The organism is Pseudomonas sp. R45(2017), assembly GCF_002112305.1.
Taxonomy (GTDB): Bacteria; Pseudomonadota; Gammaproteobacteria; order Pseudomonadales; family Pseudomonadaceae; genus Aquipseudomonas; species Aquipseudomonas paraglycinae.
In genome coordinates, this window is sequence record NZ_NEHH01000002.1 from 1 (window position 1) to 20,034 (window position 20,034).

Sequence of the window (20,034 nt, forward strand, 5' to 3'; positions counted from 1 at the left end):
GGTGCGGTTGGAGGTGGAGAGGTTGGGGGAGGGGGTGGAGCTGCCTAGGTTGGTTAGGCCGTGATTTCTCAGGTGGGTAGTGATTGGTGTTTCAGTCGGTTGGTGAGTACTGGATTGCGGGGGACGTGCTTGATTGCTTTTGACCAACCGGAGGAAGCGTGGCGCAAATGTCCGATTTCGGCAAAAAGTGGTCACTAAAGTATGCACTGGACAGTACATAATCATGCTTATCGCGAAGGGAATAACAATGGAGGCTTAACAAAGGCCCACGTTTCCAGTCACGGATTGGCAGTCAGCGACCGGACAGGTTGCCAAAGGGTGTGAACCCAGCTATCACTAAGCAATTCTTAGACGTAGAACGGAAACGTCCCTTGACCCATACACCGCAAACTCCTCCCCCCAGTGACCGGATAGGTGGTGGTGGCGCTGCGACCAGCGCTGGCATACGTTTCGAACAACAACTCGGAGCACTCTTCTCCACTTGGATTCTGGCGGGCGACAGGCTTGATGGCAGCTTTCGCCTTGGAGCTGCGACTGCTGAATGGATTCGCTTCGAAACCGAGGCTCCAGTCGATGATCTTTTGATCAAAACTAGCAACGGCGGCTACCTTGCCGTTCAGGCTAAGACAACTGCGAGTATCAGTGAAGATCTGGGCTCTCCATTCGGTAAGACGATCTCACAATTCGTTCGCCATTGGCTCGTTGCTCAGCAAGGCAATGCCTCGATGGAGTGGAACCGGCCTCTCGATCCTACCCGCGACCGATTAGTGCTGGCTGTGAGTCCTCAAGCCTCAAATCAGATCAAAACCGATTTACCGGCCGCGCTCCGCCTCGTTTCACAGCCTGGAGGAGGCGCTCTTAACCAAGCACAGCACCGCGCGTATAAGGTGTTCTCAAGCTTAGTCGAGCAGGCTTGGGCGAGTATCACCAAAAGTACATATGATGATGATCTGCTACTGAAGTTGGCAGAGTTGATCGTTGTATTCACCTTCGACGGCGATACAGGCTACGCATTGGCGAGCGGATCCCTTTACAAGGCCTTTGGCCAAGGGATAGATGCCGCAGCCGCCTTTACTACTCTGACCGATCTTAGCGGCCAGTTGATGAAGCAGCGCGGGGGGGGGGATTTGCTCACTTGGCGACAACTTTTAGCTGGCCAAGGTTTTGCGCTCAGCGCCCCCCCTGAGTATCGCAGTGATATCGAGGCTCTTAAGCGTCACTCCAAAGGGATCGCCAGTGCCCTCGCCAGCTATGAAAAAATCGATATGGGCAATGGCGATTTCTTGTCTGTGCGCCGTGAATGCCAAGCTGAGGTTGAGACCGCGGTACTCAACGGACCGCTGCTCATCATCGGTGAGCCGGGAGCCGGCAAAAGCGGAGTTCTGAATACGCTTGCGAAGAGATTGTGCGATGACGGGCTCGATGTTCTCCAGCTCGCAGTAGACCGCTACTCAATTGAAAGCCTTGAAGGCCTGTCTCGTGAACTTGGACTAGCGCATCCACTTCTTGATGTTATTGACGCTTGGGATGGGCCAAGTAAGGCTTATCTGATTATCGACGCGTTGGATGCGACCCGGGGCGGTCGCGGTGAGAACGTTTTTCGAGCGCTTATCGAGCGGGTTCTTGAGCGAAAGGGCCGATGGAACGTAGTGGCGTCGATTCGAAATTTCGACTTGCGCATGGGCCAGCAGCTTCGCACTCTGTTCAAAGGAACACCACCGCAGCCGTCGCTTGCGGACTCATCCTTCCCCAATGTCTCCCACATACAAGTGCCGCCGTGGTCAGAGACGGAGTTCCAGCAACTCCTTCAACAGTCGCCAGCATTGGCAATGTGCCTCGCGCAATCTCCGCCGCGTTTGCGTGAATTGGCTATGGTGCCGTTCAACACTCGATTGCTAAGCGAATTGATCTCGGCTAACGCCGTCAAAAACTTAGATGTGATCGCGTCCCAAGCTGACTTGTTGGATCTCTACTGGGACAATCGTGTGGAAGGCCATGGCTCGCCAGCAAAAATTAGCCTTAAGCGCATGGTTCAACTGATGGTTGAGGCGCGAGCGCTTCGCGCACCAATGATTGATGTGGCAGCCGACAATCCAGCGATGATCGATACTCTTTGCCAGGAAGGGGTAATCGTTGTTGTTGATAACAGGCGATGGGTACAGTTCCGCCATCACCTCTTGTTCGACTACGCAGCAGCAAAGCTTTTCTTGGATCCGGATGCCATAGGTAGGGGCGTTTATCGTTTCAAAAAGACTGACGCGCTAGGACTGATGTTATCGCCAGCCCTGGGATTTGTACTGCGCGAAATTTGGGAATCACAGGCAGATCGTAGGCCTTTCTGGGTGTCGTTGGGCACACTCATCAATGACGAACATGGAGATCCGATCACCCGTAGCACAGCCGGCAGATTAGGTGCCGAATTTCCTATTTCGGCCGAAGATTGCCTTCAACTTGGGAAACTTGCTATCTCGGAGGACAAACTGGCGCAGGGGACGCTATCCCATGTCATCGGCGCATTGGCCGTACAGCTAGAAGACGAGAAAAATGTAACTCTGGAACCTTGGGTGCACCTCGCCGACTACCTCGCCACATCGCCGGAGAGTGTCGCGAATACTCTTCGCTTTCTGCTTCACAACCTAATCGGACGAGCCCAGGATGATGCTTTCAAACCAATGGTTGGCAGAGCCGCACGCTCGTTACTGACATACGGGCTAACCCAGCCTGAACCCGGATTTATGGTGAGGACGGCCATCGATTTCGTCATCGCCACCTACGGCAGCGATGTCGCCGCTTCAAAAGAGTTGCTAGCCCAGCTGTTCACTCGCGATCGACTAGATCGGTTCGGGCATGAGGAGGTGCCAGCGGTCTGCTACAAGATCGAAGCTGTAGGCGAAATCGATCCAGAGTTCGTTAGTACCGTCGTCTACCCAGTGGTGTTTGACTATCAGGTCACAGAAGATCAGAAGACAAGGATAAGTCATAGTCAAATCCTCAACCTAACCTCCAACGCCCGTCAAGATTATGAAATGGCGCGATGGTCGCTAGGTGAGTATTTGCCGAAGTTTTTAAAACTCCATCCTGAAGCAGCGATCAGGGCTGTCGTCAATGCAGTCGAAGGATATGTGTCACGTGAACACGCAATCTCTGACAACGCCCTAAATGTAGAGCTTGAGGTCGATGGAAGAGCAATCCATTTACGAGAGGACCGCAGCTACATCTGGGCGCACAATCCCGATAGTCCTCACGACCGTGATGCAAGCCGCTTAGTGGCGAAGTTGCGGAAGTATCTAAAAACCGCGCCGGAGGTAGAAGCCCTGACAGCGATCAAACTCCTGAGCACAGAGGCTTCTTTAGCGATTTTTTGGTCTCGGATGTTCCTGTGCGCTGTCGAACGCTTTGAAAGCTTGGTAGACCTGCTCTGGCCTGTTGCGGTGACAGAGCCCTTCCTCGTCCTCCCCGACACTCGAAAAGATGCCATTGATCTCGTAGCGAAGGGCTTCGTTCGACAGCCTATGCAAGAGCGTCAGAGTTTCGAAGAGCGGGTGCTCCAGTTCGACTTTTCAAGTTACAAATATGCCGAAGCTCGGCAAGCCTTCCTAGAGCGCATCTTTGGCGCGATCAGCCGGGAGAATTTGGTAACCGAGGAGGCTCGACGAATTCTGGACGCCTCTCCTCAAGATCGGGTCGAGACAAACCAAAGGTTATTCTCCGTTCAGACCAGTTGGGGAAGTCCGGAAGATTTTTTCTGGATCGAAGGCCTAGATAGAAATACACCTGAAAACGCATCAGCCATTGGCGCCATCAAAAGTGCGGAAAAGCTAATTGAGCTCGAAGCGAATTCTGCCGAGACCTCAGACGTCTCCTTGGAAGGATTGCTGGCAGCGCTCAACTCCATACAAGCTCGATTGGCTGACGATGCAGTACACGCCGGTCTAAAGCGTTACGCTGAGGGGGTAATTGGTCAAGGCTGCGAGGCGATCGTGTCGCGAAAGCTGCTGGCATCCACGCCGCTACCTCCGACGGGAGAGCAAGACTCGACATTTACAACGCTCCTGGAGATCGCCGCCGGATCCGAAAGCCCGGAAATGGACGAGGATACTGAAACTCAATTCGAAAAGTCTGCTGCTTGGGGTAGCCCCGCAGCGCGAGTTGAAGCTGCGCAAGCTTATTGGGATCTCTTCGCACAACGACCAGACCTCTACACAAAATTGGCAAAAAAGGCGGAAGAACTACTTTCCGACCCCCATCCGGCGGTCCGGCTGAGCGCAGTAGTCCGTCTTATCAGAATCTGGGACATAGATCGTGAGCGTTTCTGGCATCTTCTGAAAGAACGACTCACGAATGAACCTAACCTATCCGTTGTCGAACACCTCCTCGATGGGCTCATCTCACGCTTGATACATTCGGATCAAGAACGGACCCAAGAATTGTTGCTATTGCTGTCACAACGTGAGACGCCTGGGTCAGATCGACAACAACGCCTGCAAGAGGCTATCGCAGATAAACTTACTATCCTCTGGATTACCTATGATTCGACTGAGGCCAGAGAGGTTATCGACCAGTGGATAAGGGAGCCCTGGAGGCACGCTGAACAGGCAAACAAAATCTTGGCCATCTTGCGCGACGCCATAATTACTGGAGTAGGCGATACGCCCGACAAATACGTTGGTCTCCGCCATCGCTCCCGAGCGCTTGTTTCAGAGATCGTGAATGCCGCGAATACACGACTTGCCAGATATCTGACGGCTCCAGATTCGGACGGGACAGATAGCGAAGATGTTCGGGAGTGTGCGCGACTGATTGACACCGCAGGCATGCAGATGTTTTTTGCGGCTGACGCGGACAGCGATCGGTTGATGGGCGAAGCTTCATCCTCCCGGCGAGGCTTGGATGTATTTCTACAAGAAAACGCTGACCTTCTGAAGCGGATCGGCGAGTATGCACAGCCGCACACTACTTATTATCTACTCCAGCTCGTCGAGCGTTTGGTCGATGTCGATGCGGGAGCCGCCTTCGATCTAGCAGCCAGCATTCTTCAATCAAGCACCCGTTCAGGCTATCAAAACGATAGCTTGGGTGTGGACTTGTTGGTGAAACTCGTCGGTGTTTTTCTTGCTGACCACAAAGGAATATTCGAGGATTCTGCCAGGCGTACCGCACTCATTGACTGCCTGGAAATCTTTATGGACGCCGGTTGGCCGGCAGCAAGACGCTTACTCTATCGCTTGCCGGAATTTATCCAGTGAATCGGCTTGCGCTAGAAAACCGGTTCAAGGGGAAACTCAACGACCTACTCACTGAAGTAGAGCGAGAGCTACAGAAGCCAGACCGGGACCCCTACGCAGAACCAGACCCGGATCGCCGTCCCCACGAACACGATACGCGTCTTATCTTCGTGAATGAACTTCTCACTCTTCTTGACTGGAAAGTCGGTGCACGGGGCAATGTACTCGAGGAAGCCCGTTTACAAGCCAATACCACGAGATTTATGGACTATGTCGGGATTTCCGAGGTATCTAGAAAACCACTTTTGTTGGTAGAAGCCAAAGCTTGGGACAAACCTGCGATCTCGCCTCGTGGGGACGGTGAGCATGCTAGCGAAGGCGCATTAGTTGTGGCGGCGATCCAACATATTCGAGACGGAAAACCCGCGGATACGTCGCCGATAATCGGTGAGTGGGATGCCTATTTGCGCCAAGTCCGCGGCTATGTTGATACTCTTAAAAACGGATACCAACATACCTTGCGCAGGGCCATCATCATCAGCGGCGAGTGGATGGTGGTGTTCCGGGCTCCAGATGAAACGTTCCTAGGCTCTGCTCTGCCGGACGATATTATAATTTTCACTCGTTCCCAGTTCAGAGGACGCGCGGAAGAAATATTCGAACTTCTCCATCGTTCTGTTCTTACCAAAGACCCTCCGTTGCCGTTACGCCCTGCACAGCTGAGACAGTATTTGGAATTGAGTGATGTCTCCGGAGTATTTATGGGGGTGCATGTCCACTATGAACGAAGCGGCAGCAGACTGTTCACCCCGCGCCCGCGCATCCTGATCTACCCAACACTATTCATTGCCCTAAAGGATGATTCTGTTTACACAGTAATCCGCAATGACACCCACGTTGAACTTGGCTACGCAAGGAACGCCGATGGAGTCGAAACGCTAGCTCCGCACCTAGATGAAGTCCGAGCGCATGGCGCGGCACTCATTGAAGCATGCAGTATTGAACTAGGTGGCGCCTTGGCCGCAGGTGAGCTTTCGGCATTTCCTGGTTTTCCTAATGATGGTCAGCTGCAGGAGCCAGTGAAACAACTTGCAGAGGCGGACGATTGGCTCATTGCCACGGGAAGTGCGGCACACTTTCTCCTACCAGAACCTCGTGTTCCAGATTGTCGATACCATAGCTGGAACGAATGCGGTGCTGATGCCGCGATGCAATCAGCGATTAGCATTCGCTCCGTCGATCCACCAGCGTTCTTCGTCGATACTCAGCGTCACCACTGTGCGCATCAAGTTGTACAAGACCGTCGCGATAACCGCTGCCTAATTCAAGGTATCGACAGCCGTACCTGCTGCCAGGCCTGTGTGTTTTATGAAAGGTGCTGGACACAGGCGGAGCGAAATGCTCTACCCTGTGGTCGATAACAATATCTCAGCCTTTGTAAAATATGGATGACCGCTTCGGGTCCGGCTGTGTAGAGGAAGAAGGGGACAGATTTATTTTCCAGAAAATAGATCAATCTCCTTTGTTCATCTAAAGGTGCAACATCTGACGGGGCGCCGTATCAAGATCTGCCTAGTCGCCCAAATCAACGGCATTACCGTTAGCCCGGACATAATAATTATCGAATTCACCGCTTTCGACGAACACGAAGCCATGGCGAGTGTAAAAACGATTTGAAGCGCTTTCCTTGAGAGCACCGACCTTGATGGGACGCCCGATCTCATCAGCCTCTCTGAAAATCTGACTAAGAACTTCAGAGCCGATTCCTGCTCCTTGAGCACTGGGTATCACATACAAGTGGTCAAGCAAAAGCTCGCTCTGTTGGTCTTTGATTACGACAAAACCGACCAGATCACCTGATACTTCTATGCGGCGAGTGCTGTTAACGTCGAACCCAGCAACAAATCGTTCGCGTGCACGATCTGGGTTGAATCGTCCAAGCCGTTCAAGGCTCTCGCGCATGGCCTCAATCCTGATGGCTACCAGATCTTCCAGGTCGTTATTGGAAGCTGCGCATAAAACGACAGCGGAGATTTGATCAGCGGAGGCTGGCATGACAAGCACCCTAAACATGGCTGGTCAGTCATTATGCAGAGAACAGATTCCGCATAACCACTACTGCTTCGGTTCAATGGAGGCGATGGCTCCATATCAGCTTCAGGGGGATGTTCTCGCCGGACGCTTACGTTTGTTGGGGCAAGGGGACGGATCTGTCGTGGGATCCGAGACGCAATGAGAATTCCGATAAACACGAACGTTTAAAAAGACATCTCCAGACACTCTCTCAGGCTACATATCCTTGCGCCGTTGCCTACAGCTACGCCAGAATCCGCCGGCTTGTGCGCTTTGTACCTGGTCTTTATCGTCTACGTGTCGCTGGCAACCCAGCGACCGGGTTTAGCGACCCGACCAGGTATAAGTTCAACGACGCTCCAGTTTGTCGCAGACATTTGCGATGACGATATGGTGGCTGTGCGTGGGAGACCTTCGGGTCTGCCGGGTCTTATACCTCTCGGTTCGCTAACCCGCGTACAGCTGCCACCCTTACTTGTTTAGCGACAGGTGTTGGTGGTTTCACAAGGTATAAAAATGGAGCTTCACCATGATCAAACCAACACCCAACCCGCCCGAAACCGAATCGTTTTCCCCCTACGAATCCATCGACTCCAGAAAACTCCACGAAGCGGCCGACCGCGCGCTCGACCATTACCTCTGTCCGCCCGGTTCCACTCCGCCTCCACGCAGAACCCGCGGGATGTATGCCGTGACGGCGGACAACAAAAACGAAGAACTGCTGATCGATGCCAGTGAAACACTTGCCTCGGCCCAAACCATTGCCCAAAACATCGCCAGTCTGGTGCCGGCTTCGCAGCGTCGGGCGTTGGTGGGCATTGCGCAGTTGATCATGCTCGGGGAGTTGGCGGTGAATCGGGCGTTGGATAATTTGCAATTGCCGGAGTGAGGCAGACATCGGGGTCAGTTGCTGATTAGGCTGGTGTCAATTCTGGCGCGTTCGCGAGGAAGTCGAATCGTGAAAAAGGGGACTGATTCATTTCAATCGGTCCCCTTTTTGGGTCGCGGCTATCTGGCAATGAAGGCGCATCCGGCAGCTCGATAACCGCTGTGCGTCAGTGCCAGTCTCGAAAACAATGCATGCACTGGCGCGCACGCCAAGTCCTCAACTGCCCTGCGCAGTGTGGGCAGTGGGCAAGCTTTTGCTCGCACTGAGGTGCCATTCGATGGCGGAAGTACTCCCAAACGATATCCGGATCAATATTTTCTCGCCTGACGATCTCATCTACTACGGCTTGGTCACCCTTCTCGTGGAAGACCCCAATGATCGCTAGCGTTTCAACCGATGGGCAGTAAGCCGTAATGAGCTCGCCGCATCGATTACAAACACGTTGACCATGGCCATTAATCATAAATTCGCTTCAGTATCGGGAATTGGATAAACCCTTTTACTAGACGCTCGATGCAGAGACAACGGCCGCTAGTGGCCAAACGCGGCTGATCGTGAATGGCAGAAATGGGTGATGTCTCAATCTGTCTTTGAAGCGTGCCGGAAAAATTGCACCGCCTCTTTGGCGAGGTTGTCAGCTACACCTGACAACCTCGGCCATTTTCTTTTCGTCTATTGAGCTACAGCGCTCAGCCGCTTACGCCTTCACCTCAACATGATCCAGCGCCTGATTAACCGCCAACTCACTCAACATCACCAACTGCGCAATCCCGATCGCGGTTTTGCGATGAGCGGGCTCCAGCGTGGCCGCGAAGTTGTTGAGCATTTCACTGGCCGATCCCAGTGATTCGCTGGCGTTGGCCAGGAGGGATTCGGTGTTGTAGGCAGGGTTAGCCAGGTACATGGGATCGTGTTTGTGGTGGCTGCCCATGATGCGTTGTTGCGGGGTTAGGTAGTGGTCGAGGGCGCGTTCGGCGGCTTCGTTGAGGGTTCGGGAGTCGGGGAATTTGTAGGGGGAGACCGGGTCGGTTTCTGGTGGGTTTGGTGTTGGTTTGAACATAGATGTAGCTCCATATGGGACTTAAGGAGCCATCACTCTCGCTACCAAACGAGTGGTGGTGGCCATACGAAGGTTGGTAGACCGGCCCATATGGAAAATCCGGCGCGCCCGAGGACGCCCTGCGCATGGCCACCATAAGACAAATGCCGAAAAGGCATCTGCGCTAGGTGACGTTATGCGTCATATGGGAGGTCGGGCTACCAAACCCGATCACTGTTTTTCAGTGACCCGGAAACGATAAGACCCGCACTCCAGACGCACAAGCCGGCGGATTCTGGCGTAGTCGTAGGTAATGACGCAAGGTTGTGTAGCCTTGGGGAAGTAACGGAGAGTGTCTTTTAAACGGTGGTTTTTGGGGTTGTTAAACAGGTGAGTCAACAAGCGGCCCTCACCCCAGCCCTCTCCCGGAGGGAGAGGGGGCCGACCGAGGTGTCTGGCGTTATACATCGACCTGAGCGACCGAGTCGATTATGGGTTTGGAGGCAAGCGTTCACGTCGATTTTGGGTTCAACACGGCTGGTGCGAGTTGGTGAAGATCTTCAGGGTGGTGTCGGAAATGTCCCACGGCTGATTCATTTGCCATCGAGGAGGCCGACGATTTCGGGGGCTAGGCCTAAGGATTTTCCGGACGGCTGAGCAACGTCTCCAGCCTCGCCAGTGCCGGCGCCTCCTGGTTGCGGTCGAAGACCTGGAGGCCGACCTTGAGCAAGCGGCCATTTTCCGCGGCAGAGATGATCTGCTCGCAGCGCAGCATCAACCGCCCCTGATCGCAATCCTGCGCTTTCATGCCCATCAGCAATCTCCCTTCCAACCGAAGTTCAGCCATCCGACTCTGCGCCGCAATCATCGCAATCGAGCGATCCCGCAAAACCCCGCTGCTTTGCGTCATCAACCCCGCCACACGAACAGCGGCGGACATGGCTACGGCGATGATCGCCAGCGCCACGAGCACTTCAATCAAGGTGAATCCGGCTTGCGGGGAGGGGGTGCGCATCGGGGGCTCGGGCAGTCGGGCAGCCCTTGACGCTAACGCCCGTGCTTGACGGCTTGACGACGAAAACACCCGAGGATTTTCAACATCCCTGACATATCTTCTTGCAACACTGCGCGTCGAATCGAATCAAGCCAGGGAATGACGAGATGGATATCGCGCAGTTCAAACAGCCCAATCGACCGAGCCGGATGCCCCGTGGGCAGCAGGGTTTCACGCTGATCGAGATCATGGTGGTGGTGGTGATTCTCGGGATTCTGGCGGCGATGGTGGTGCCCAAGGTGCTCGACCGGCCGGATCAGGCGCGGGCCACGGCGGCGAAGCAGGACATTGGCGGGTTGATGCAGGCGCTGAAGCTGTATCGCCTCGATCACGGCACTTACCCGAGCCAGAGCCAGGGCCTGAAAGTGTTGGTGGAGCGGCCGGCCGATGCGAAGAACACCAACTGGCGCTCGTACCTGGAGCGCCTGCCGAATGACCCGTGGGGTCGTCCTTATCAGTACCTCAATCCCGGTGCCAACGGCGAGATCGACATCTTTTCCCTCGGCGCCGACGGCCAGCCTGACGGCGATGGCGTGAATGCCGACATCGGTTCCTGGCAGTTGTAAGGCCGGTCATGAACAGCCAATCGAACCAGCAGGGGATGGCGATCATCAGTGCGCTGCTGATTGCGGCGGTGGTCGCGGTGATCGCCGCCGGCATGCTGACGCGCCAGAGCGTTTCGACCCGGGCGCTGGAGGCCGAACAACTGCGCGTGCAGGGCCGTTGGGTGTTGCACGGCGGGTTGGAGATCAGCCGGCAATTGTTGTGGGATGCGCGGCAGCGTGATCCGCTGACCCGACTCGATCAACCCTGGGCGCAGTTGTTGAACACCCAGGGTTTCGAGGGGCGGCTGGAGGATGAGCAGGGCAAGTTCAACCTGCGCAATCTGGTGGCCAACGAGCGAATCGATGACGCGCAGGTGCAGGCGTTCGAGCGCTTGTGCGAGTTGATTGGTGTCAGCAGCGGCTTGAGCCGGCGCATCAGTCAGCGGGTGATCGGCTCTTATCCGCACCTGTTGAATGCGCAAGTGGTGGACAAGCCTGTGGCGAAAAACACTTTCGACAGCGGGCGCGTCACGTCGCCGTCCGCTTCGCGCAAACCGCAATCGCCGACCTTGCCGATGCTGCGCACGCTTGATGATTTGCGCAGTGTCGACGGAGTCAACGATGCGGTGTTGGCGAAGCTGGCGCCGTACCTGACGGTGATTCCGGCGACCACCTGGCTCAACGGCAACACGGCCACGGCGCCAGTGCTGGCGGCTTATGTGCCGGGGCTGTCGCTGGAGCGGGCGCAGGCGTTGATCAATGAGCGTGACGCCGGGCGCTGGTTTATCAATCGTGGGGATTTCGTCAATCGCCTGCGACTGCCGCAACTGGAGATCACCAGCGTCAAGGTCGGCATCACCAGCGACTGGTTTCGGCTGCGCGGGCAGGCGCGGCGCGATCAACGACGGGTGAGCCTCGATGCGTTGTTGCATCGCAGTGAGGATCGTCTGCCGCAAGTGATCTGGTCGCGGGTGGGCGTATGAGCCAGTTGCGCGTGAGTTTGCCGCCGCTGGCGGAGCTGAGTCTCGACAGTGAAGTGGATTGTGCGTGGCTGGATCGTCAGGGGCAGGTCACACGCCAGGAACGCGTGCGGCTCGGCGCGCTGCCGAAGCAACCGCTGGTGTGCTTTCTGCACCCGTCGGACAGCCTGTTGGCGAGTATCGATTTGCCGCCGCTGCCCGCGAGCAAAACCGCTGCGGCGGTGCAATGTGCAGCGCAGGCCTTGATGCTCGGCGACAGCGCCGAGATGCACATCGCTCACAGCGCTCGCAATGAAAGCGGCCAGGTGCAGATTGCCTGGGTAGCTCGCAAGGATTTGCAGCACCTCGGGCAGTTCGGTTTGAACATCAAAGGTCTGTACCCGGCGGCCTACAGTTTGCCGGTGATGGCGGGCGGCGTCGGTTGCCTGCACGACGATCATCTGTTGCTGCGCCACGGCCCGAATGCGGCGCAGGTGCAGCCGATGATCGACGAAGCATGGTTGCTGGAAACCGGTCTGCCGGCGCACTGGATCGGTGACGGCGCGCCGGAAGCGGTGCAATCGACATTGCCCGACACACAGCGTAATGCCGGCCCGTTGCCGAACTGGGGCCTGCACGGCGGCCTTCAGCAACCGGGCACCGAACATCGCGGTTGGGGCCGGGCGCTCGGTTGCTGTGCGCTGGCGTTGGCGGTGTGGGTGATCGGTTTGAATCTGTACGCCGCCCGCGAGGCCGGGCAGGGCCAGCAGCTCAAGGCGCAGATGGCGCAGCGGGTGAAGCAGGCGTTTCCCGAGTTGCCGGTGATCCTCAATCCGCTGCAACAGGCCCGTCAGCAAATTGCTGCGCGCCAGCAAGGCGCGGTGGATGCGCCGGGGCAGGATTTCACGCGGCTGGTGTCGCAGGCCGGCAGCGGCATGCTGTCCATGGCCGGGACGGTGCAGCGGCTGGAGTTTGTCGACGGCGCGTTGCAATTGAGTCTGCTGCCCGAAGCCCGGCGTTCGGGCAACGACAAGGATTGGCAAGGCACGCTGGCCCAGGCCGGCATCACCATCAGCCCGAACGACGACGGCTGGGTCCTGCGCCCGGCCGGCGAGGCGACCGCCGCCACCGACAACGAAGACAGCAGCGGAGCCGAAGATGAATAGCCCATTGCTTGCGAAATACCGCGCCGGTTGGCAGCGCTTCAATGCTCAGTTGCAGGCCCGTTGGCAGCCGTTGGCGCTACGGGAAAAACGCATGGTCGGCGGCATGGCGGCGCTGTTGCTGGGGCTGTTTGTGTGGGTGGCGTTGGTTCAGCCGCCGCTGAAGAAGATCGCCGCCTCGCAAGTCGAAACGCCAAAACTGCGCGCCCAGGCTGAAGCGCTGGAAGTGTTGTTGCGCGACGTCAGCGTGCGCCCGGACGGGCAAAACCTGGAGCAGTCGCTGCAACAGACCTTGCAGGCCAGCGGACTGGGCGGCCATTACCAATTGGCGGCTGCGTCCGCCGGCTGGCAGTTGACCTTCGACGCGGCACCGGCCGACGCCGTTCTCGACTGGCTGCTGAGCCAACCGCGGAATTTTTCACTGCAAGTGGTCGAGGCCCGTCTGCAACGTGCAGACGACGCCGCGACCGATGACACCGCCGGCACTCTGTCGGGCACCGTACGCATGGATCAGGCGCTGGGCGCTAAGGAAGCTTCATGAAGGGGTCAGGATCCAAACGCATGGCGTTGCCGATGCTGTTGATGGCATTGAGCGCGTGCAGCAACACCACGCCATCGAATCAACCGCCGCTGCTGGTGGACAGCGAACTCGGCCGGCCGCTGGCCAACACTCAGCGCAGTGGCGACGCGGTGCTCGACCGCGAAAGTGCGCAGGCTCAGGCAAGACCTGCGCCGAAGCAATTGCACAACATCACCGAACGCGCCCGCAGCGGTGGTTCGGCGCGCGGCACGACGTTGCCGGCCAATCCTTTGGGCGATCAACCGGTGACGCTGAATTTTGTCGACGCGGATATTCAAGCGGTGGTGCGGGCGTTGTCCCGTTCCACCGGCCAGCAGTTTCTGGTCGATCCTCGGGTCAAGGGCAACCTGACGCTGGTCTCCGAAGGGCAGGTGCCGGCGCATCAGGCCTACGACATGTTGCTGGCGGCGCTGCGCATGCAGGGTTTCAGCGTGGTCGATGTCGGCGGTGTGGCGCAGGTGGTGCCGGAGGCCGACGCCAAACTGCTCGGCGGGCCGATCTACAGCGCCGACAAACCCGCCGGCAACGGCATGCTCACCCGCACGTTCCGCCTGCAATACGAGAACGCGGTGAACCTGATTCCAGTGCTGCGCCCGATCGTGTCGCCGAACAACCCGATCAACGCTTATCCGGGCAACAACACCATCGTCGTCACCGACTACGCCGAGAACCTGACGCGGGTCGCGCAGTTGATTCAAGGCATCGACACCCCGAGCGCCATCGACACCGACGTGGTGCAGATCCAGAACGGCATCGCTGCCGACATCGCGCCCATGGTCGCTGACCTGCTCGACGCACCGGGCAATGATCCAACGCAGAAGATCGCCGTGATCGGCGACCCACGCTCCAACACCATCATCATCCGCGCCGGCAGCCCGGAACGCACGGAGCTGGCGCGCAACCTGATCTACAAACTTGACAACGCCCAGAGCAACCCGAGCAATCTGCACGTGGTGTATCTGCGCAACGCTCAGGCCGGCAAATTGGCCCAGGCCCTGCGCGGGTTGTTGACCGGCGAGAGCGACAGCGGCACCAGCGACAATGCGCGTTCGGTGCTCAGCAACATGGGCAGCTCCACCAACTCGGGCGGTGGGCAGAACGGCCAGAGCGGTACGCAAACCAACGGCTCCACTTCGACCACCAACAGCGGCAGCACCGGCGGCAGTTACGCCCAGGGCAGTAGCGCCACCAGCGGCAGCAGTAACGCTCAAAGCAGCGAACAGAATGTGGCCTTCAGCGCCGGCGGCGTGACCATTCAGGCGGACGCGACCACCAACACCTTGCTGATCTCCGCGCCGGAACCGCTGTACCGCAACCTGCGCGAAGTCATCGACCTGCTCGACCAGCGCCGCGCACAAGTGGTGATCGAAAGCCTGATCGTCGAAGTCGGTGAGGACGACGCCAGTGAATTCGGCGTGCAATGGCAGACCGGCAATCTCGGCGGCAAAGGCGTGATCGGCGGCGCCAACCTCGGCGGCTCGGGGATCAACGTCAACGGCAAGACCAGCCTCGATGTGCTGCCGCAAGGTCTGAACCTCGGCTACGTCAACGGCACCGTCGACATCCCCGGCATCGGCAAGATCCTCGACCTGAAAGTGCTGGCCCGGGCCCTGAAGAGCAAGGGCGGCACTAACGTGCTGTCGACTCCGAACCTGCTGACCCTGGACAACGAAGCGGCGAGCATTTTTGTCGGCCAGACCATCCCGTTTGTCAGCGGCAGCTACGTCACCGGCGGCGGAGGCACCAGCAACAACCCGTTCCAGACCGTAACCCGCGAAGAGGTCGGTTTGAAGCTCAACGTGCGGCCGCAGATTTCCGAGGGCGGCACGGTGAAACTCGACATCTATCAGGAAGTCAGCAGCATCGACGAACGCGCCTCGGCGGCGGCCAACTCGGCGGGGATCGTCACCAGCAAACGGGCGCTCGACACCAGCATCCTGCTCGATGACGGGCAGATCATGGTGCTCGGCGGCCTGCTGCAGGACGGCTACAGCCAGAGCAATGACGCGGTGCCGTGGCTCTCAAACATTCCGGGGCTGGGCGCGCTGTTTCGCAATGAACGCCGCTCGATCACCAAGACCAACCTGATGGTGTTCCTGCGCCCGTACATCATCCGCGACAGCGCGGCGGGGCGCAGCATCACGCTGAACCGCTACGACTTCATGCGCCGCGCGCAGGGCGGTCTGCAACCGGAGCGCAGCTGGGCGATGCCGGACATGCAGGCGCCGCAATTGCCGGCCACCGCCCAAGGCGTGCCGGCGCCGGTGTCCGGCCCGCGCGCGACGATCAAAGCGGTGCCGCTGCAATGAGCGCATTGCCTTACGCCTGGGCCAAGGCGCAGCGGATTCTGCTGCGCGACGGCGTGCTGACGGTGTGCCCGTCGACGCCGGGCTGGTCGATCAGCGAAGTGCGGCGGCAGTTCGGTGCAGCGAAGCTTGAGCGGGTGCGCGACGACGAACTCGACGGCTTGCTCGCCACTGCCTACGCCGACACCGGCAGCGCGGCGGCGGTGGTCGGCGCGGCGGAAAACGAAGTCGACCTCGACCGCCTGATGCAGGACATGCCGGAAATCACCGACCTGCTCGACACCCAGGACGGCGCGCCGGTGATCCGCATGATCAACGCCTTGCTCACGCAAGCGGCGCGGGACGAGGCCAGCGACATTCACATCGAACCGTTCGAAACCCATTCGGTGGTGCGCTACCGGGTCGACGGCACCCTGCGCGACGTGGTCTCGCCGCGCAAGGCATTGCACGGTGCGCTGGTGTCGCGGATCAAAATCATGGCCCAGCTCGACATCGCGGAAAAACGCCTGCCACAGGACGGCCGCATTGCGTTGCGCGTAGCAGGGCGGCCGATCGACATTCGTGTTTCCACCGTGCCCACCGGCCATGGCGAGCGAGTGGTGATGCGTCTGCTGGACAAGCAGGCCGGGCGCCTGCATCTCGAAACGTTGGGCATGGACGCACAGGTGCTGGCCAAGCTCGATCACCTGATCCGCCAGCCCCACGGCATCGTGCTGGTCACCGGCCCGACCGGTAGCGGCAAGACCACCAGCCTCTACGCGGCACTGGCGCGGCTGGATGCGAGCACCAGCAACATCCTCACCGTAGAAGACCCGGTGGAATACGACTTGCCGGGCATCAGCCAGATTCAGGTCAACGCCAAGATCGACATGACGTTTGCCCTGGCATTGCGGGCGATTCTGCGGCAAGACCCGGACATCATCATGATCGGCGAAATCCGTGACCTCGAAACCGCGCAGATCGCGGTGCAGGCTTCGTTGACCGGTCACTTGGTGCTGGCGACGTTGCACACCAACGACGCGGTGTCGGCGGTCAACCGCTTGGTCGACATGGGCGTCGAGCCGTTTCTGCTGGCCTCGTCGATGCTCGGCGTGTTGGCTCAGCGCCTGGTGCGGCGGTTGTGCAACCAGTGCAAACAGGAAGACCCGGCGACGCCCGGCACCTGGCGTCCGGTCGGTTGTGCGGCGTGCAATCACACCGGTTACAGCGGCCGGACCGGCATTCACGAGTTGTTCTGCATCGATGACGACATCCGCACCCTGATCCACCAAGGGGCAGGGGAGCAGGCGTTGCGTGCGGCGGCGAGCAAGGCCGGGATGTTCAGCCTGCGCGAGGACGGCGAGCGCTGGATCCGCAGCGGTGCCACGGCGCCGGAAGAAATCCTTCGTGTGACACGGGACGCCTGATGAATCGCTATCGTTTTGAAGCCGCCGATGCCAGCGGCAAGATCGAGTCCGGGCATCTGGAGGCGGAGAGTCAGGGCGCGGCGTTCGGCGTGCTGCGCGGGCGTGGTTTGACGGCGTTGTCGGTGGAGAAGGAGAGCAATGTCTCCCAGCATGGCGGCGGTGGATTGTTTAGTGCCAAGCTCTCGGATAACGATCTGGCGTGGGCCACGCGGCAACTGTCGAGTCTGCTCGGCGCCAGCCTGCCGCTGGAAGCTGCGTTGAGCGCCACGGTCGAACAGGCCGAGAAAAAACACATCGCTCACACACTCAGCGCCGTACGTGCCGACGTGCGCAGCGGCATGCGCCTGGCCGAAGCGCTGGCGGCGCGACCACGGGATTTTCCGGAGATTTACCGGGCGCTGATCGCGGCGGGCGAGGAGTCCGGTGATCTGGCGCAGGTGATGGAGCGGCTGGCGGATTACATCGAGGAGCGCAACAACCTGCGCGGCAAGATTCTCACCGCGTTCATCTATCCGGGCGTGGTCGGGCTGGTGTCGATCGGCATCGTGATTTTCCTGCTCAGCTACGTGGTGCCGCAGGTGGTCAGTGCGTTTTCCCAGGCGCGGCAGGATCTGCCGGGGCTGACGTTGGCGATGCTCAATGCCAGTGATTTCATTCGTGCCTGGGGCTGGTTGTGCGCCGGGATCATGGCCGGTGCGTTCTGGAGCTGGCGCCTGTATCTGCGCAATCCGGCGGCGCGATTGAGTTGGCATCATCGGGTGCTGAAGCTGCCGCTGATCGGGCGGTTTGTGCTGGGGCTGAACACGGCGCGGTTCGCCTCGACGCTGGCGATTCTCGGCGGTGCGGGGGTGCCGTTGCTGCGAGCGCTGGAAGCGGCGCGGCAGACCTTGTCCAATGATCGTCTGAGCCTGAGCGTCAATGAGGCCACCGCCAAAGTGCGCGAGGGCGTCAACCTGGCGGCTGCGCTGAAAGTGGAGAACGTGTTCCCGCCGGTGCTGATTCACCTGATCGCCAGCGGCGAGAAAACCGGTGCGCTGCCGCCGATGCTCGAACGCGCTGCGCAAACCCTGTCCCGCGATATCGAGCGCCGGGCGATGGGCATGACTGCGTTGCTTGAGCCGCTGATGATCGTGGTGATGGGCGGGGTAGTGCTGGTGATCGTGATGGCGGTGCTGTTGCCGATCATCGAGATCAACCAGTTGGTGCAGTAGTTTTCTCAACTTTTTTTACCGGCGTCTGATCTCACCCGAGCGCCAAAAACAGCATCCTCGGGTTCTCCTTTCTGTCATCTGCAACGGCCCTTCAAGGGCTGTGGCCGATTCCCTCGAAAAGCTTGCCGCAGACACTCCGCACAAGCCCCGGAACACCCGAGAAAATCCCTCGAAAATCAGCCTGCACCTCCCGAGGTTTTTTCCTTTATCTGTCACCGGAAACTGCGAATTTCTCAGTGCGACTTAACCACGGACCCCGCTTGCGAAGGTCGGCGGTGAGTCTTCCCAGTGTCATGCAAGACCCCTGAAAACCTGTGTTCACAACCAACGTTGAAAAGGAGATTCTTCATGTTCAAGCGCACTCTGATCGCAGCTTCCCTGACCGTCGCTGCCCTGGCTTCCGCCCAGGCCATGGCTGCCAACGTAACCGGTGGTGGCGCGACTCTGCCTGCCGCTCTGTACAAAGGTTCTGCCAACAGCATCTTGCCAGCCAACTTCAGCTACCTGGGTACCGGTAGCGGCACCGGCAAGACCGCTTTCCTGACCAACAACTCGGCACTGTTCAACACCACCGGTTCGGTTCACTTCGCCGGTAGCGACTCGATCCTCAGCGCTTCGGAAATCAGCACCTACAACACCAACTTCGGCGCTTCGTACGGCCCGCTGATTCAACTGCCTTCGGTGGCTACTTCGGTTGCCATTCCGTACAAAAAATCCGGTCAGACCGCTCTGAACCTGACCAGCGCTCAGCTGTGCGACGCCTTCTCCGGCGCCAAAACCACTTGGGGTGATCTGCTGGGCACTTCCGACACCACGCCGATCCGCGTTGTTTATCGCAACGTTTCCAGCGGCACCACGGAAATCCTGACCCGTCACCTGAACTCGATCTGCCCGACCAAGTTCGCCACCAACTCCACCTTCGCCAGCGCTCGTCTGCCAGCCGGTTCGACCCTGCCTTCGACCTGGGTAGGCGTTGCCGGTACTGCTGACGTGGCCACTCAAGTCAACGCCGTTGACGGCTCTATCGGTTACGTTGGTCCGGACGGTGTGAACGCCGCCAGCAACGCCGTGGTTGCTCGCGTCAACGGCGTACAGCCAACCACCGCCAACGTTTCGCTGGCTCTGGGTTCGGCGACTCTGCCAACCGCGCCTTCGAACCCTGCCCAGTGGGTACCGGTCGTTCCTAACCCAGCCAGCGGTTACCCGATCGTGGCTTACACCAACTTCATCTTCGGCCAGTGCTACAAGGACGCCACCGTGGCCGCTGATGTCAAAGCTTTCCTGACCACCCACTACAGCAACCCGGGCAACAACGCTGCCACCATCGCTCACAGCTTCACTCCGGTTCCAACCAACTGGAAAGCGGCTGTGACTGCCAACTTCGTCACCAACACCTCGGGCAACAACCTGGACATCAACAACGCCAGCGTCTGCAACGCTGTCGGCCGTCCTTTGTAAGCCTCGCTTCACGGCAATGAAATGGCAGCAGCCTTCGGGCTGCTGCCATTTTTTTTGGCCGATCTACACCTCGTTCATGAAGTTTGTGTGACATCCGTTCGGTCGCGGCCCCCGCCAACCGCCTAT

14 protein-coding genes are annotated in these 20,034 nt (G+C 58.6%); 11 read left to right on the forward strand and 3 right to left on the reverse strand.

Annotation, left to right across the window (positions count from 1 at the left end):
- Positions 1-371: 371 nt before the first annotated feature.
- Both CAF74_RS04455 and CAF74_RS04460 read left to right on the forward strand, forming a co-directional pair.
- Positions 372-5,246 (forward strand): hypothetical protein, encoded by a 4,875-nt coding sequence (locus CAF74_RS04455; RefSeq protein WP_218189653.1) that lies wholly within the window; start codon positions 372-374, stop codon positions 5,244-5,246.
- Complete coding sequence (locus CAF74_RS04460; RefSeq protein WP_139832883.1) at positions 5,195-6,646, forward strand: hypothetical protein; 1,452 nt, start codon at positions 5,195-5,197, stop codon at positions 6,644-6,646. Before CAF74_RS04455 ends, CAF74_RS04460 begins: the two co-directional genes overlap by 52 nt.
- Before the next feature lie 151 nt (positions 6,647-6,797).
- On the opposite strand, the gene CAF74_RS04465 is transcribed toward CAF74_RS04460, so the two are convergent.
- Positions 6,798-7,280, reverse strand: a complete 483-nt coding sequence (locus CAF74_RS04465; protein ID WP_085745847.1) for an N-acetyltransferase — start codon at positions 7,278-7,280, stop codon at positions 6,798-6,800.
- 547 nt (positions 7,281-7,827) lie between these two features.
- Between CAF74_RS04465 and CAF74_RS04470 the strand changes: the two genes are divergently transcribed.
- Positions 7,828-8,187: a DUF6124 family protein gene (locus CAF74_RS04470; protein WP_085745434.1), complete on the forward strand. Its 360-nt coding sequence runs from the start codon at positions 7,828-7,830 to the stop codon at positions 8,185-8,187.
- Between the two features lie 697 nt (positions 8,188-8,884).
- On the opposite strand, the gene CAF74_RS04475 is transcribed toward CAF74_RS04470, so the two are convergent.
- Complete coding sequence (locus tag CAF74_RS04475; RefSeq protein WP_007959368.1) at positions 8,885-9,247, reverse strand: DUF6124 family protein; 363 nt, start codon at positions 9,245-9,247, stop codon at positions 8,885-8,887.
- Between the two features lie 613 nt (positions 9,248-9,860).
- A complete protein-coding gene (gene gspI / locus CAF74_RS04480) occupies positions 9,861-10,241 on the reverse strand; it encodes a type II secretion system minor pseudopilin GspI (protein ID WP_085745435.1) in 381 nt (126 codons plus the stop codon).
- A gap of 146 nt (positions 10,242-10,387) precedes the next feature.
- Here gspI and gspG point away from each other — a divergent pair, with 146 nt between their 5' ends.
- The 8 genes from gspG to CAF74_RS04520 all read left to right on the forward strand — a co-directional run bounded on the left by gspG (position 10,388) and on the right by CAF74_RS04520 (position 19,908).
- Positions 10,388-10,846, forward strand: a complete 459-nt coding sequence (gene gspG / locus CAF74_RS04485) for a type II secretion system major pseudopilin GspG (protein WP_007959380.1) — start codon at positions 10,388-10,390, stop codon at positions 10,844-10,846.
- Positions 10,847-10,854: 8 nt separating this feature from the next.
- On the forward strand, positions 10,855-11,808 hold the full coding sequence (gspK, locus tag CAF74_RS04490; RefSeq protein ID WP_085745436.1) for a type II secretion system minor pseudopilin GspK: 954 nt from the start codon (positions 10,855-10,857) through the stop codon (positions 11,806-11,808).
- Positions 11,805-12,950, forward strand: coding sequence for a type II secretion system protein GspL (gene gspL, locus CAF74_RS04495; RefSeq protein WP_085745437.1), 1,146 nt, complete (start codon positions 11,805-11,807; stop codon positions 12,948-12,950). Before gspK ends, gspL begins: the two co-directional genes overlap by 4 nt.
- Positions 12,943-13,488: a type II secretion system protein GspM gene (gspM, locus tag CAF74_RS04500; protein ID WP_085745438.1), complete on the forward strand. Its 546-nt coding sequence runs from the start codon at positions 12,943-12,945 to the stop codon at positions 13,486-13,488. Before gspL ends, gspM begins: the two co-directional genes overlap by 8 nt.
- On the forward strand, positions 13,485-15,836 hold the full coding sequence (gene gspD / locus CAF74_RS04505) for a type II secretion system secretin GspD (RefSeq protein ID WP_085745439.1): 2,352 nt from the start codon (positions 13,485-13,487) through the stop codon (positions 15,834-15,836). The genes gspM and gspD overlap by 4 nt, the downstream gene beginning before the upstream one ends.
- Positions 15,833-17,239: a type II secretion system ATPase GspE gene (gspE, locus tag CAF74_RS04510; protein WP_039768906.1), complete on the forward strand. Its 1,407-nt coding sequence runs from the start codon at positions 15,833-15,835 to the stop codon at positions 17,237-17,239. Before gspD ends, gspE begins: the two co-directional genes overlap by 4 nt.
- Positions 17,239-18,450, forward strand: coding sequence for a type II secretion system inner membrane protein GspF (gene gspF / locus CAF74_RS04515; RefSeq protein WP_085646838.1), 1,212 nt, complete (start codon positions 17,239-17,241; stop codon positions 18,448-18,450). Before gspE ends, gspF begins: the two co-directional genes overlap by 1 nt.
- 348 nt (positions 18,451-18,798) lie before the next feature.
- On the forward strand, positions 18,799-19,908 hold the full coding sequence (locus tag CAF74_RS04520) for a substrate-binding domain-containing protein (RefSeq protein ID WP_085745440.1): 1,110 nt from the start codon (positions 18,799-18,801) through the stop codon (positions 19,906-19,908).
- Positions 19,909-20,034 lie beyond the last annotated feature (126 nt).

What these genes read in the sequence shown, in the direction of transcription:
- CAF74_RS04465 (WP_085745847.1), bottom strand. Translation starts at nt 7,280, where the DNA reads ATGCCAGCCTCCGCTGATCAAATCTCCGCTGTCGTTTTATGCGCAGCT.
- CAF74_RS04470 (WP_085745434.1), top strand. Translation starts at nt 7,828, where the DNA reads ATGATCAAACCAACACCCAACCCGCCCGAAACCGAATCGTTTTCCCCC.
- CAF74_RS04475 (WP_007959368.1), bottom strand. Translation starts at nt 9,247, where the DNA reads ATGTTCAAACCAACACCAAACCCACCAGAAACCGACCCGGTCTCCCCC.
- gspI (WP_085745435.1), bottom strand. Translation starts at nt 10,241, where the DNA reads ATGCGCACCCCCTCCCCGCAAGCCGGATTCACCTTGATTGAAGTGCTC.
- gspG (WP_007959380.1), top strand. Translation starts at nt 10,388, where the DNA reads ATGGATATCGCGCAGTTCAAACAGCCCAATCGACCGAGCCGGATGCCC.
- gspK (WP_085745436.1), top strand. Translation starts at nt 10,855, where the DNA reads ATGAACAGCCAATCGAACCAGCAGGGGATGGCGATCATCAGTGCGCTG.
- gspL (WP_085745437.1), top strand. Translation starts at nt 11,805, where the DNA reads ATGAGCCAGTTGCGCGTGAGTTTGCCGCCGCTGGCGGAGCTGAGTCTC.
- gspM (WP_085745438.1), top strand. Translation starts at nt 12,943, where the DNA reads ATGAATAGCCCATTGCTTGCGAAATACCGCGCCGGTTGGCAGCGCTTC.
- gspD (WP_085745439.1), top strand. Translation starts at nt 13,485, where the DNA reads ATGAAGGGGTCAGGATCCAAACGCATGGCGTTGCCGATGCTGTTGATG.
- gspE (WP_039768906.1), top strand. Translation starts at nt 15,833, where the DNA reads ATGAGCGCATTGCCTTACGCCTGGGCCAAGGCGCAGCGGATTCTGCTG.
- gspF (WP_085646838.1), top strand. Translation starts at nt 17,239, where the DNA reads ATGAATCGCTATCGTTTTGAAGCCGCCGATGCCAGCGGCAAGATCGAG.
- CAF74_RS04520 (WP_085745440.1), top strand. Translation starts at nt 18,799, where the DNA reads ATGTTCAAGCGCACTCTGATCGCAGCTTCCCTGACCGTCGCTGCCCTG.